Genomic DNA, 12,742 nt, shown 5'->3' with positions numbered 1-12,742 from the left:
AGGAGAAGGGCGTCGATCGCGGCGGTTCTCATCGGCGCCGTTCGGCGCTACGGCTCGCGGCTACCGAGGCTTTGCATCTTGCGGATACGCGCCGTGACCGACTCGCATTCCCCCCTCGCCCTGGCTCAGGGGCTGATCCGCTGCCCCTCGGTGACGCCGCACGAGGGCGGGGCGCTCGCCTACCTCGCGGGGATCCTCGCCGCGGCCGGCTTCGCGGTCGAGCGCCCGGTCTTCTCGGAAGCAGGCACGCCGGACATCGAGAATCTCTATGCCCGCATCGGCGAGGGGCCGTGCCTGCTGTTGGCCGGCCACACCGACGTGGTGCCGCCGGGCGATCCGTCAGCCTGGCGCCACGACCCCTTCGCCGGCACGGTCGAGGGCGGGGCGCTGTTCGGGCGCGGCGCCGTCGACATGAAGGGCGGCATCGCCTGCATGCTGGCGGCGGTCCTGGCCTTCCTCAGGCAGCGCGGGCCGGATTTCGGCGGCGCGATCGCGTTCCTGATCACCGGCGACGAGGAGGGGCCGGCGGTGAACGGCACCGTCAAGCTCCTCGACTGGGCCCAGGCGCGGGGCGAGCGCTTCAGCCACTGCCTGCTCGGCGAGCCGACCAATCCCGACGCCTTGGGCGAGATGATCAAGATCGGCCGGCGCGGCTCGCTCACCGCGACCCTGACCGTGCACGGCGTGCAGGGCCACGTCGCCTATCCGCACCGGGCCGAGAACCCGATCCCCGGCCTCCTGCGCCTCGCGCAGGGGCTGCTCGCGAGCCCGCTCGATGCCGGCACGGCGCATTTCGACGCCTCGAACCTCGAATTCACCACGATGGATGTCGGCAATCCGGCGACCAACGTGATCCCGGCCGAGGCGCGGGCGACGTTCAACGTCCGCTTTAACGACCTCTGGACGCCCGAGACCCTGGCCGCCGAGCTGGAACGGCGCCTGGAGGCGGCGGCCGGCAACGCGGTGCGCTACACGCTCGACGTCCGCCCGACCAACTCCGTCGCCTTCCTGACCGTGCCCGACGCCTTCGTGGAGCAGGTGGCCGACGCCATCGAGGCCGAGACCGGCCGCCGGCCCGCCCTCTCGACCACCGGCGGCACCTCGGATGCCCGCTTCATCAAGGATGCTTGCCCGGTCATCGAGTTCGGCCTCGTCGGGCAGACGATGCACCAGGTCGACGAGCGGGTGGCGGTCTCGGATCTCGACCGGCTGACGGCGATCTACCGGCGGGTGCTGGAGGCTTATTTTCCTGATGCTGCCGCGTCGCCGCGTCAGGCTTGACCGGCATTAGACGAAAGTTGAATCTGGCAGCCTCGATCCTGGAGGCCGCCGATGTTCGTGAGCGCTGACGAGGTGACCCGCTCCTTGCGCGGCACGGCCGGCCTGATCGGCCGCCGGCCGGATGCCCTGCGCCATTTCGATGTGAGCGAGCGCGGCTTCTGGCGCTCCTTCGGGGCGATCTGGCTCACCGCGCCGGCGGTCACGGTGGCGCTCGCCCTGGAGCGCGGGGCCGGCGCCGCGCCGTTCCAACTCGACCATGTCACCGTGTCGGTCGTCACCGGGCTGGTGGCGGGCTTCCTCGCCGTGCCCCTGGCGATGATCGCGATCCTGCGCCGCCTCGACCGCAGGCGAGCCTACGTGCCCTTCGTGGTCGTGACCAACTGGTGCCTGGCGGCGGGCCTCGCCGTCCTGGCGCTGCCGGGCAGCCTGCTCCTCCTCGATCTGGCCACGCCGGGCCTCGCGGCGCTCGATGCCGCCGCCTTCCTGGTGGTGCTGCTGTGGCTGCACGCCCGCGCCGCCCGGGCGATCCTCGGCCTGCCGGCGCCCGTCGCGGCGCTGGTCACGCTCGCCTGCTTCGGCCTCGTCGCCGGCATGGCCGGTGGGGCGCATGCCTTGGTGTGACCGGTCGCTGAACGTCACCGAAAGCTTGTCGGGACGAGCGACGACAAGACCACCCTCAGCGTCATCCCGGGTTCTTGCCTGCGGCGAGCCCCGGGATGACACCGAGCTGCGTCGACGCAGGCCAGCCGGCATCGTCCGTCGCGCGGATGGTCAATGTCCTGCCGGCGGCAGGTAGCGGATGGCGGCGATCAGGATCCCGATCCCCGCTGCGGCCAGCGTGCCGAGCGTCACGATCATTCGCTGTTCGAGGAGCTTCAAGTCGGCTCGGCCCGCCGCCAAGCCGAGATCCGTTCGGTGGGAGAGCGCAGCGACCTTCTGGGAAAGGTCCGTTGGTTTCGCTTCCAGGCGAATTTCGGTCTTCCGCAGGTCGGCCTTGGTCGCCAGTGACGCCAGTTCCGATTCGCGCCCGTCCCTCGGTGCGCCCGTGATCGCTTCGGCCTGATCCTCCGAGAAGCCGGACGCCTTGGGCCGACGGACGAGGGCGTAAGTCTCGAAGGCGATGGCAGTCAGGGTCGGCGGCTCGACTCCGGCGATTCTCACGATGCCAGAAGCGCCGGATCCGCCCAAGCACCGCAATGACGCAAGGTCACCCGAACTCGGCCGGATAATCCACCCCGATCAGCGTCAGCCCGCCGGAGGGGGCCAGCGGCCCGCAGCGGGTGCGGTCGCGGGAATCGAGCACGTCGCGCACGCCCTGCGGGGTGAGCCGGCCGCCGCCGGCGAGCATCAGGGTGCCGACCATGCCACGGACCTGGTGATGCAGGAACGAGCGCGCGGCGGTGATCGCCACGATCTCCTCGCCCTCCCGTCTCACGTCGAGCCGGTCGAGGGTGCGCACAGGGCTGTTGGCCTGGCACTCCGCCGCCCGGAAGGCGGAGAAATCGTGCCGGCCGAGCATCAGCTGCGCCGCCTCGTGCATCAGCCCGGCATCGAGCGCCCAGGGCACGTGCCAGACGAAGCCGCGGGTCAGCGCCGGCGGGCTGCGGCGGTTGAGGATACGGTAGCGGTAGTGGCGCTTGATCGCCGAGTGGCGGGCGTCGAAATCCGGCCCGACCTCGGCGGCCGAGATCACCGCCACCGGCTCGGGCCGCAGATGGGCGTTGGCGGCGTCGCGCACCGTGTCGGTGCGCCACGGCTTGTCGAGGTCGAGATGGACGACCTGGTGCGTGGCGTGCACGCCGGCATCGGTGCGTCCGGCGCAATGGACCCGCACCGGGCCGCCGACGAAGCGGGCGATCGCCTCCTCCAGCGCCTGCTGCACCGAGCGGTCGGCGGCCTGCCGCTGCCAGCCGGCGAAGGCGGTGCCGTCATACTCGACGACGAGCTTGTAGCGCGGCATCAGGCGAGGCGGGCGCCGGGCTCGAGCCGCCGGCCGCGGGCGAAATCCTCGAACGCCATCGCGCCCTTGCCGGCGGGCTGCACGGTGACGAGGCGCAACGCGCCCTCGCCGGCCGCGACCGTGCCGGCGGCGTCCAGCAGCGTGCCGGGCTCTCCCGACCCGGAGGCGAGGCGCGCCCGCAGCACCTTCACCCGCTCCGGCCCGCGGCCGAGATCGGCCGTGACATAGGCGCCCGGGAAGGGCGACAGGCCGCGCACCCGGTCGTGGAGGGTCTTGGCGGCTTGCGACCAGTCGAGCCGCGCCTCCTCGTTGGTGATCTTGTGGGCGTAGACGACGCCCTCCGGGCTCTGCGTCCGGAATTGCAGGTTGCCGCGCTCGAGCGCGCCCAGCGCCCGCGCCATCAGGTCGGCGCCGAGCGGCATCAGCCGGTCGTGCAATTCGCCGGCCGTCATGTCGGGGGTGATCGCCACCCGCTCGACCATGCCGAGCGGGCCGGTATCGAGCCCGGGCTCCATCCGCATCACCGCGACGCCGGTCTCCTCGTCGCCCGCCATCACGGCGCGCTGGATCGGCGCCGCGCCGCGCCAGCGCGGCAGCAGCGAGGCGTGCAGGTTGAGGCACCCGAGAGCCGGCGCGTCGAGGATCGCCGGGGGCAGGATCATGCCGTAGGCCACCACCACGGCGACGTCGGCGCCGTGACCCCGAAAGGTCTCGGCCGCTTCCTCGGTGCGCAGGGTCTTGGGCGTCAGGACGGGCAGCCCGAACTTCTCCGCCAGGGCCTGGACCGGCGAGGGGCGTAAGGACATGCCGCGGCCGGCCGGGGCCGGCGCGCGGGTATAGACCGCCACCACCTCGTGGCCGCCGCCGACGATCTCGGCGAGGGTCGGCACCGCAAAATCTGGGGTGCCCATGAACACGACCTTGAGGGGCATGGTCGCTACGCGGCTTCGCGCTTGGCCGCCTTGGCGAACTTCTTCATCACCCGGTCGCGCTTGAGCTTGGACAGATGGTCGATGAAGAGCACGCCGTTGAGGTGGTCGATCTCGTGCTGGAGGCAGGTGGCCAGGAGCCCGTCGGCCTCCTGTTCCACGGTCTCGCCGTCGAGGGTGCGGAACCGCACCCGCACCCGGTCGGGGCGGATCACCTCGGCGTAGTAATCGGGGATCGACAGGCAGCCCTCCTCGTAGGGCCGGGTCTCGTCCGAGGTCCAGACGATCTCCGGATCGAGGAGCACGAGGGGCTTGCGCTCGTCCTTCTCCTTGGACGTGTCGATGGTCACGATGCGCACTGGCTCGCCGATCTGGATGCCGGCGAGGCCGACGCCGGGAGCGTCGTACATCGTCTCCAGCATGTCGGCCGCGAGCTTCCGCACCTCGCCGGTGATCGTGCCGACCGGCGCCGAGATCTCGCGCAAGCGCGCGTCCGGCAGGATGACGAGGGGACGGATGCTCATTGGATGCCAGGCAATCGGGAGACCGGGCGCCGAAGGGCGCCCGCAAGTGTCCGGGAAATAAGGATTCGTGTCCGCCGGGTCAAACCCGATGTCGCAGCGCCCCTAGAACGCGGTGCGCTGGCGGATCGCCGCCGACAGCGTGCCCTCGTCGAGGTAGTCGAGCTCGCCGCCGACCGGCACGCCGTGGGCGAGCCGCGTCACCTTGATCGGCAGGTGGGTCAGGAGCTCGGTGACGTAATGGGCGGTGGTCTGGCCGTCGACCGTGGCGTTGAGTGCCAGGATCACCTCGCGCATCTCGGGCGCGCTCACCCGCTCGACCAGGCGGCTGAGGTTCAGGTTCTCCGGCCGCACCCCGTCGAGGGCCGAGAGCACGCCGCCGAGCACGTGGTAGCGCGCCGTCACGGCGCCCGAGCGCTCCAGCGCCCAGAGGTCCGAGACGTCCTCGACCACCACCAGCATCGAGGGGTCTCGGCTCTGGTCGCGGCAGATCGTGCAGGGATCCTGCGTGTCGACGTTGCCGCATTCGTGGCAGACCACGATCCGGTCGGCGGCGACCCGCATGGCGTCGGCGAGCGGCGCCAGCAGCGTCTCGCGCTTCTTGATGAGCTGGAGCGCGGCCCGGCGGGCCGAGCGCGGCCCGAGGCCGGGCATGCGGGCCAGGAGCTGGATCAGCCGCTCGATCTCCGGACCCGCGACGGCCTGGGGCATGGATGACTCGACTTTCGTGGTGACGATGCGCCTGAATCCCCCTCTCCCCGCGGGCGGGGAGAGGAGGATGCGCACAATCCGGGTTGAGAAAGTCCCGACCTGAGCGACGGAAACGCTAGAACGGCAACTTCATGCCCGGGGGTAGCGGCAGGCCCTTGGTCAGCTCCTGCATCCGCTCCTCCGCGGCCCGCTCGGCCTTGGCCTTGGCGTCATTGAGCGCCGCGACGATCAGGTCCTCCAGGATCTCCTTCTCGTCCGGCACCAGCAGCGAGGCATCCAGGGTGAGGCCCTTCACGTTGCCCTTCGCGGTCATCGTCACCGTGACGGAGCCGCCGCCGGACGCGCCCGAGACCTGGACGGCGTCGAGCTCGGACTGAAGGTCGGCCATCTTCTTCTGCATGGCCTGGGCCTGCTTCATCAGTCCCATGATGTCCATGGCGGCGTCCTCGCAATGTGAGACAGGATTCGAAACGGATGTGGGGTGCCGGCGGGCCGTCGGCTACGGGTCTGCCGGTTACAGATCCGGATCGTCGGAATCCGGCGGCGCCTCGTCGAGGGCCGGGGGCTCCAGCGTCTTGTCGCGCACGTCGACGATCTGGGCGCCCGGGAAGTTCTTCAGCACCGCCTGGACCAGCGGATGACTCGCCGCGCCCTGGTGGCGGCTTTCGACCGCGGCCCTGGCCCGGGCGTCGAGCGTCTGCTCGCCGGTCTCCTGCGACAGGGCCACTACCCAGCGCCGGCCGGTCCAGGCCTCCAGGGCGCGGGCAAGGTCGGTACCGAGCGTCGCGCGTCCGCCCTCGGCGAGACGGAACTCGATCCGGCCGTCCTCGAAGCGGACGAGGTGCACGTCCCGCTCCAGCGCCATCTTCAGGCCGATGTCGCGGCGCTCGTCAGCGAGCGCCACCACGTCCTCGAACCGGCGCAGCCGCGGGCCGGATTCCGCCTTGGCGGCGAGTTTGGGAGCCGGGGCGGGCTGGACCAGCGTCGGGCGCGGCGTCGCTGCGGGAGGCGGCGCGGGGCGGGGCGCCGCCTCGGCCGGGGGCACCTCCGGCAGGCTGCGCGCCAGGGCCGGCGCCGCCGCGGCGGCCGCCGGCCCGCGCAGGGCGACGGGCGCGGAAGCCGGGATCTCGCGTAATGTCGGCGCCGCCTGCGCCACCGGCGCAACGGGTTGAACGGCCGCCGGCGCCCGAGCCGGGAGGCCGACGCTGCCGCCCTCCCGGATCTGGCGCAGGGCCTCGTCCGGCGTCGGCAGGTCGGCGGCGTAGATCAGGCGCACCAGCGCCATCTCGGCCGCCGCCAGCGGCCGGGTCGCCGCCTGCACCTCGGGGATCGCCTTGAGCAGGATCTGCCAGGCGCGGGAGAGGGCCCGCACCGAGAGCCGGTCGGCGAAATCGCCGCCGCGCACCCGCTCGACCTCGCTCAGCGAGGTGTCGGAGCGGGCCGAATCGGGGGCGAGCTTGAGGCGGGTGACGAGGTGAGTGAACTCGGCGAGGTCGGAGAGCACCACGGCCGGGTCGGCCCCGGATTCGTGCTGCGCCCGCAATTCCGCGAAGGTGGCGGGCACGTCGCCGCGCATCGCCGCCTCGAACAGGTCGACGACCCGGGCCCGGTCGGCCAGCCCGAGCATGTCGCGCACCGTCTCGGCGGTGACGTGGCCGGCGCCGTGGGCGATCGCCTGGTCGAGGAGCGAGAGCGAGTCGCGCACCGAGCCCTCGGCGGCGCGGGCGATCGCGGCGAGCGCCTCGGCCTCGGCCGCGACACCCTCGGCGTCGCAGATCTTCTGGAGATGCGCGATCAGCGCGCCCGCCTCGACGCGGCGCAGGTCGAAGCGCTGGCAGCGCGACAGGATGGTGACCGGAACCTTGCGGATCTCGGTGGTGGCGAAGACGAACTTCGCGTGCGGCGGCGGCTCCTCCAGCGTCTTCAGGAAGGCGTTGAACGCCTTCTCGGACAGCATGTGGACCTCGTCGACGATGTAGACCTTGTAGCGCGCCGAGACCGGCGAGTACCGGATGCCGTCGATGATCTGGCGGACGTCGTCGATGCCGGTATGCGAGGCGGCGTCCATCTCCAGCACGTCGATGTGCCGGGATTCCATGATGGCGGCGCAGTGCAGGCCGAGCCGGGGCAGCCGGATCGTCGGCCCGGCATTCGGGTCCTCGGGCAGGGCGTAGTTCAGGCCGCGGGCGAGGATGCGGGCGGTGGTGGTCTTGCCGACGCCGCGCACGCCGGTGAGCATCCAGGCCTGCGGGATGCGGCCGGCCTCGAAGGCGTTCGCCAGGGTGCGCACCATGGCGCCCTGGCCGATCAGGTCGTCGAAATCCTTGGGACGGTACTTGCGCGCCAGGACCCGGTAGGCGGGGGCCGGCTGCCGGGCAGGTTGCGGGCTCTCGGCCGCGCTGAACCCGGGGAGACCCGGCTCGTCGATCGAGGGCGTGCCGGAGGTCTCGTCCATGCGCTCGCAGGGTCGTGAGGGCGGCCCCCGGGATGGGGGCGCACGCGCTCCTGAAAGGGAGTAGGGTGGGAGGCTGGACGAAAACCCGCTCGGTCTCGTTAGGGCTGCTTCCTTCCGGACCTGACCCGGTTGGCGAGTGAAACGTCCCTCGCCAACCTCCCGAGGCCTATATGGCGGGACGAAGCCCGAAACGCAAGCGGGGGTCTGGCCGAGCCTCGAACTCCCGATGGCCGCGAACGCCGTCTGCTCACGGGCCCTTGCTCACCGGCCCTTCCGCCACGGCGCATCGCGCTCCCAGTCGCCGGCCATGATCGACCCGCACGGCTCGATCTCGTCCACGACCTGCGCCAGGTCGTACTTCGCGATCTGGGCCCGCACCGAGGCGGCGTCCTTGTAGGCCGAGGGCAGCTCAGAGTGGTCGGGGATGCCGCAATAGGACCGGATGTCGAGGCCGCTTGCCTGCAACGCCGCGAGTTCAGCGGCGAGCGCGTCGCCGTTCTCCCGCAGGTGCCGGCTGCGCGAAGCGTTGCGGCCGGCGCCGTGCGGGGCGAAGCCGAGCGATCCCTCACGGTCGCGATGCGCGACGATGAGGATCGGCTCGCTCATGTTGAGCGGGATCAGGGTCCGGCCGTCGTCGTCCGCCGCATAGCCCGACCACGACGGCGTCGCGCCCTTGCCGTGGTAGAACAGCCCGTCGTCGCGCTGGAACACGAAGTTGTGCTCGTTCCAGAACGCGTCATCGACAGGATTGCCGATCTCCTCGCGCACCATCGCGTGGATGATCGCGTGGTTGGCCTTGGTCCAGCTCCGCACGACCTGCAGCGCCCGCCAGTAATCCCGGCCCTCCCGGCCATCGGCCTCGATCCAGGCATTGTGCGCCGGCACCTCCGGCGCCACGATCGCGGTATGGCGCCTCGCCGCCGTCATGCCGCGCTTGTAGAGCTGCGCGCCGAGGCCGCGCGAGCCGTGATGCGTGACGAGGGCGATCTGTCCCGTCGACTTGAGCCGCCCGACATAGGCGAAGTGGTTGCCGTCGCCCTGGCTGCCGAAATGCTTGAGCGCGACGGTCTCGAGGTCCTTCAGGAATGGGTTGTCCGAGAAAGCCTCCGTACCCTCGAAGACGGGGCGGATCGCGTCGGCGCGGCCGCCGGGCCCGAAATGCGTCACCCGCTGCACGGCGTCGAGCACCCGCGACGGATCGTCGTCGCGCTTGAAGATCGTGACGGCGACCGAGCAGCAGATGTCCGACGAGTGGAAGCCGGGATGGATGGCGTTTTCGCACGCCACCGCGCCGCCGACCGGGATCGTGCCGATCTGCGATCCCGACGGGCAGGCATCCGGCATCACGGCCCCGGCCTTGATCGTCGGCACCCGCATCAGCGCGTCCATATGCGCCGCGACGGCGTCGGCATTCGCCCGCTCGGCCGGCGTCCCGGCATCGAGGAACAGGCCGTAGGGCAGGCCGGTCGCCCGCATCGGGATCTCGACCGGCGCGAGATTCCGCAGGCGGGCGAGGATCGCGTCGTCGCTCTCGCCTGCGGCACGCATGGCGTTGGCGGTCGCGATGCCCTGCTTGAACCAGCGCCCGGGCTGGAAGCCCCACGCGATCAGGGTCGCTCCATCGATCACGGTGTCCTCTCCTGTCGTGACGATCCGCAGTGGTCGCCCGTGCCCCTCCGGGACGGTCGCGGAGCCGGTGCTTTCTCCCCGGGCTCCGAACCTGCGCGACAGGCGCCAGGCTAACCCAGCGGCAGGCGGCGTTCCAGCCGGCCTTCGTGCCGTGCGGCGAGAGTCAGGCGGGGCCGGGCTGGCAGCCCGTCGCGGCCGTGCCCCGCCCGGCCGTCATCCGCCCGAGCGGACATCGCCATCGACCCGATCGAGACTCTGCGACGAGGCGACCGAGTTGTAAGAGCTTCGCATCCCCTCTGGAGACCTGCCTGATGTTGAAGACCTGCCCGATGCGCCTCCCGCTCTTCGCCGCCGTCCTCGTCCTCTCTGCCAAGGCGGTGTCCGCCGCCCCCTCCTACGGGCCCGAGCTCGAGGGCTTCGACTATCCCTACCCGGTCAAGCGCCACGCCTTCGCGTCGCAGGGTCAGGACCTGTCGATGGCCTTCATGGACGTGACCCCCGAGCGCCCGAACGGCCGTACGGTGGTGCTGCTCCACGGCAAGAACTTCTGCGCCGCGACCTGGGGCGACACCGCCGGCGTGCTGGCGCGGGCGGGCTACCGGGTGCTCGCCCTCGACCAGGTCGGGTTCTGCAAGTCGACGAAGCCCGTCGGCTACCAGTTCAGCTTCCAGCAACTCGCCACCAACACCCACGGCCTTCTCGCCGCCCTCGGAATCGGACAGGCCACCATCGTCGGGCACTCGATGGGCGGCATGCTGGCGGCCCGCTACGCCCTGATGTTCCCCGGTTCCGTCGAGCGGCTGGTGATGGTCGATCCTCTCGGGCTCGAGGATTGGCAAGCCAAGGGCGTGCCCTACCAGACCATCGACGCGGCCTATGCCGCCGAGCGCAAGACGAGCGCGGCCAGCATCAAGGCCTACCAGCTCAAGTTCTACTATGATGGCCAGTGGAAGCCCGAGTATGATCGATGGGTCGACATGCAGGCCGGGCTCTGTGCCGGTCCCGGCGCCGAGCGCGTGGCCTGGAACCAGGCCCAGACCTCGGACATGGTGTTCACCCAGCCGGTGGTGCACGAACTCGACCGCCTGCGCGTGCCGACCGTGCTGATGGTCGGCGACAAGGACCGCACGGCTCCGGGCGCCAACCGCGCCGCGCCGGACCTCGCCGCGACGCTCGGGCGCTACGACAAGCTCGGGCCCGAGGTGGCGGCGCGGATCGAGGGGGCGCGGCTGGTGACGTTCGAGGGATTGGGCCACTCGCCGCAGGTCGAGGCGCCGGACCGGTTTCATGAAGCGCTGCTGAGGGAGCTGGCGGTGCGGTGACGCAAGGTCGATCCGCTACCCCTTCAGCAACTCCAGCAAATCCTCCGGCAGGTCCCCCCGCCGGGCCCGCTCGGCCAGGCACAGGAGCAGAGCCACGCTCGGCCCGTCGGTGATCGCACCCGACAGGGCCTCGCTCACCGCCTCGGCGAAGGGCAGGCGGCGTATGCGCAGGCTCTCCTGCGGGTCCGGATGGGCCGGGCCGCGGCGCAGGTTCCAGGCGACGAAGCCCGGCACCCGCTCGCTCGAAATGCCCGGCGAGGCGTCGAGGCGCAGCAATTCGAGCCAGGATTCCGCCTCGTCGCCGGTCTCCTCCGCCAGTTCGCGCCGGGCGGTGGCGAGCGCGTCGTCGGCGACCGGGCCGGAGCCGCGGGGCAGCTCCCAGGTGAAGCGGTCGAGCACGTAGCGGTACTGGCCGATCAAGCCGACCCGGCCGGCGGAATCGACCGGCAGCACCGCGACGCCGAACACCTTGAAGCGCAGGGCGACGTGGGGATGCTCGCGGCCGGATTCGTGCCGCAACTGGTCGAGGTCGAGGCCAAGGTAGCGGTCCTCGTAGCGGCGCTCGCGGGAGAGCGTCACCCAGGGATTGGTGCGGTCGGTCATGCGCCTGCTATCCGTCGCGGTCCCGCATCCGTGCAGGATGCGGGCCGGCAACGCGGGGCGGGCGCGAAAGATCGCGCCCGCCCCGGATCGTCAGCGTCGTCGTCACAGCGTCGTCGTCACAGCGTCTCCAGGAGCCGCTGCATCAGCCGCATCCGGGGCGCGATCGAGGAGATCAGGCCGTATTCCTGCAGGGTATGCGCCCCGTCGCCGTCGATGCCGAGGCCGTCGAGGGTCGGGATGCCCAGAGCCGCGGTGAAGTTGCCGTCCGAGCCGCCGCCGGTGAGCGGCACCTCGCCGAGGTCGATCCCGAGCTCGTCCCGCGCCAGCGCCCGGGCATGGGCATAGAGCGTCGCCCCCGCCTCGGAATCGTAGGGCGGCCGGTTCATGCCGCCGGTCACCGTCACGCGAAAATCCTGCGCGGCGGAGAGCCCGAGGATCCGGCGCGCGTAATCCTGCCCGTCCGCCGCGGTCACGACCCGCAGGTCGACCGCGAAGCGGCAATGCTGCGGCACCACGTTCTCGGCGGTGCCGCCGGCGATGACCCCGACCGTCGTGGTGACGCCGCGGGAGTAATCGGTCAGCCCCTCGATCTCCAGGATCAGCCGGGCCGCCTCCCGGATGGCGTTGCGGCCGTCGGCGTGGCGGGTTCCGGCATGGGAGGGGCGGCCCTCGACATGGACGTCGAAGCGGCCGACGCCCTTGCGCCCGGTCACCACCTTGCCGCCGTCGCGGCCGGGCTCGGTCACCAGAACGGCGGCGCTTTCCCGCCCCAGATCCTCGATCAGCCCGCGGGTCGATTGCGATCCGGTCTCCTCGTCGCTGGTGAACAGGAAGGTGAGGGGGCGCCGCGCGAGGCCGGAGCGGGACGCCGCCGCGAAGCCCTGGAGCGCCAGCCAGGCGCCGCCCTTCATGTCGTAGACGCCCGGGCCGTAGAGCCGGTCGCCCTCGACCCGCACGGCCAAGTCGCCTGCGAGCGTGCCGATCGGGTGCACGGTGTCGAGGTGGGAGAGGACCAGGATGCCGGGCTCCGCCGTCCGGGGACCGGCCCGCAGGATCAGGTTGTCGCCGAACCCGTCGCGGCCCGGCACCCGCTCGGCGGCGAGGCCTAAGGTGGCGGCCTCGTCAGTGACGAGGTCCATCATCCGGTTCACGCCCTCGGCCGAATCCGTCGGGCTCTCCACCGCCAGCCAGCGCGAGATGGCCGCGATGGCGCGCTCCGGCGAGAGGTCGGTCGGGAGAGAGGAGGAAGTCATCGGGAGCCTCGGGGAATGGTCTAACAACGAGAATGCGCCACCGCTTCGGCGCGCGAATTGCGGCGCGAACAAGAAGAG

The 12,742-nt window shown here is 71.5% G+C and carries 13 protein-coding genes and 1 other RNA gene; 3 read left to right on the top strand and 11 right to left on the bottom strand.

The window, feature by feature from the left end; genetic code table 11:
- Nucleotides 1-93: 93 nt before the first annotated feature.
- Complete coding sequence (gene dapE / locus DA075_RS28890; RefSeq protein WP_099956132.1) at nt 94-1,281, top strand: succinyl-diaminopimelate desuccinylase; 1,188 nt, start codon at nt 94-96, stop codon at nt 1,279-1,281.
- A 51-nt stretch (nt 1,282-1,332) separates the two neighbouring features.
- The gene (locus tag DA075_RS28885; RefSeq protein ID WP_099956131.1) at nt 1,333-1,902 is read left to right on the top strand and encodes a hypothetical protein; all 570 of its coding nucleotides are present in this window, start codon (nt 1,333-1,335) and stop codon (nt 1,900-1,902) included.
- Between the two features lie 150 nt (nt 1,903-2,052).
- On the opposite strand, the gene DA075_RS28880 is transcribed toward DA075_RS28885, so the two are convergent.
- From DA075_RS28880 to DA075_RS28840, 9 genes are all read right to left on the bottom strand, one after another.
- On the bottom strand, nt 2,053-2,469 hold the full coding sequence (locus DA075_RS28880; RefSeq protein ID WP_123834478.1) for a CCDC90 family protein: 417 nt from the start codon (nt 2,467-2,469) through the stop codon (nt 2,053-2,055).
- A gap of 19 nt (nt 2,470-2,488) precedes the next feature.
- On the bottom strand, nt 2,489-3,241 hold the full coding sequence (truA, locus tag DA075_RS28875; protein ID WP_099956129.1) for a tRNA pseudouridine(38-40) synthase TruA: 753 nt from the start codon (nt 3,239-3,241) through the stop codon (nt 2,489-2,491).
- Nucleotides 3,241-4,173 (bottom strand): methionyl-tRNA formyltransferase, encoded by a 933-nt coding sequence (fmt, locus tag DA075_RS28870; RefSeq protein WP_099956128.1) that lies wholly within the window; start codon nt 4,171-4,173, stop codon nt 3,241-3,243. Before fmt ends, truA begins: the two co-directional genes overlap by 1 nt.
- 5 nt (nt 4,174-4,178) lie before the next feature.
- A complete protein-coding gene (gene def / locus DA075_RS28865; protein WP_099956127.1) occupies nt 4,179-4,694 on the bottom strand; it encodes a peptide deformylase in 516 nt (171 codons plus the stop codon).
- A 102-nt stretch (nt 4,695-4,796) separates the two neighbouring features.
- The gene (gene recR, locus DA075_RS28860; RefSeq protein ID WP_099956126.1) at nt 4,797-5,402 is read right to left on the bottom strand and encodes a recombination mediator RecR; all 606 of its coding nucleotides are present in this window, start codon (nt 5,400-5,402) and stop codon (nt 4,797-4,799) included.
- Nucleotides 5,403-5,517: 115 nt separating this feature from the next.
- Nucleotides 5,518-5,838, bottom strand: coding sequence for a YbaB/EbfC family nucleoid-associated protein (locus tag DA075_RS28855; protein ID WP_099956125.1), 321 nt, complete (start codon nt 5,836-5,838; stop codon nt 5,518-5,520).
- 78 nt (nt 5,839-5,916) lie between these two features.
- A complete protein-coding gene (locus tag DA075_RS28850; RefSeq protein ID WP_099956124.1) occupies nt 5,917-7,857 on the bottom strand; it encodes a DNA polymerase III subunit gamma/tau in 1,941 nt (646 codons plus the stop codon).
- A 64-nt stretch (nt 7,858-7,921) separates the two neighbouring features.
- An RNA gene (gene ffs, locus DA075_RS28845) (signal recognition particle sRNA small type) lies at nt 7,922-8,018 on the bottom strand.
- 100 nt (nt 8,019-8,118) lie between these two features.
- The gene (locus DA075_RS28840) at nt 8,119-9,486 is read right to left on the bottom strand and encodes an RtcB family protein (protein WP_244936424.1); all 1,368 of its coding nucleotides are present in this window, start codon (nt 9,484-9,486) and stop codon (nt 8,119-8,121) included.
- 329 nt (nt 9,487-9,815) lie between these two features.
- Here DA075_RS28840 and DA075_RS28835 point away from each other — a divergent pair, with 329 nt between their 5' ends.
- Nucleotides 9,816-10,808, top strand: coding sequence for an alpha/beta fold hydrolase (locus DA075_RS28835; protein WP_099956867.1), 993 nt, complete (start codon nt 9,816-9,818; stop codon nt 10,806-10,808).
- 15 nt (nt 10,809-10,823) lie between these two features.
- On the opposite strand, the gene DA075_RS28830 is transcribed toward DA075_RS28835, so the two are convergent.
- Both DA075_RS28830 and DA075_RS28825 read right to left on the bottom strand, forming a co-directional pair.
- The gene (locus DA075_RS28830) at nt 10,824-11,411 is read right to left on the bottom strand and encodes an NUDIX domain-containing protein (RefSeq protein WP_099956123.1); all 588 of its coding nucleotides are present in this window, start codon (nt 11,409-11,411) and stop codon (nt 10,824-10,826) included.
- 116 nt (nt 11,412-11,527) lie between these two features.
- Entirely contained in the window at nt 11,528-12,664 is a 1,137-nt protein-coding gene (locus tag DA075_RS28825; protein WP_099956122.1) for a M20 family metallopeptidase, read from the bottom strand.
- Nucleotides 12,665-12,742 lie beyond the last annotated feature (78 nt).

Origin of the sequence: Methylobacterium currus, from assembly GCF_003058325.1 — a bacterium.
Taxonomy (GTDB): Bacteria; Pseudomonadota; Alphaproteobacteria; order Rhizobiales; family Beijerinckiaceae; genus Methylobacterium; species Methylobacterium currus.
The sequence above is the reverse complement of the archived record's forward strand: the minus strand, read 5'-3'. Positions and strand labels throughout refer to the sequence as shown.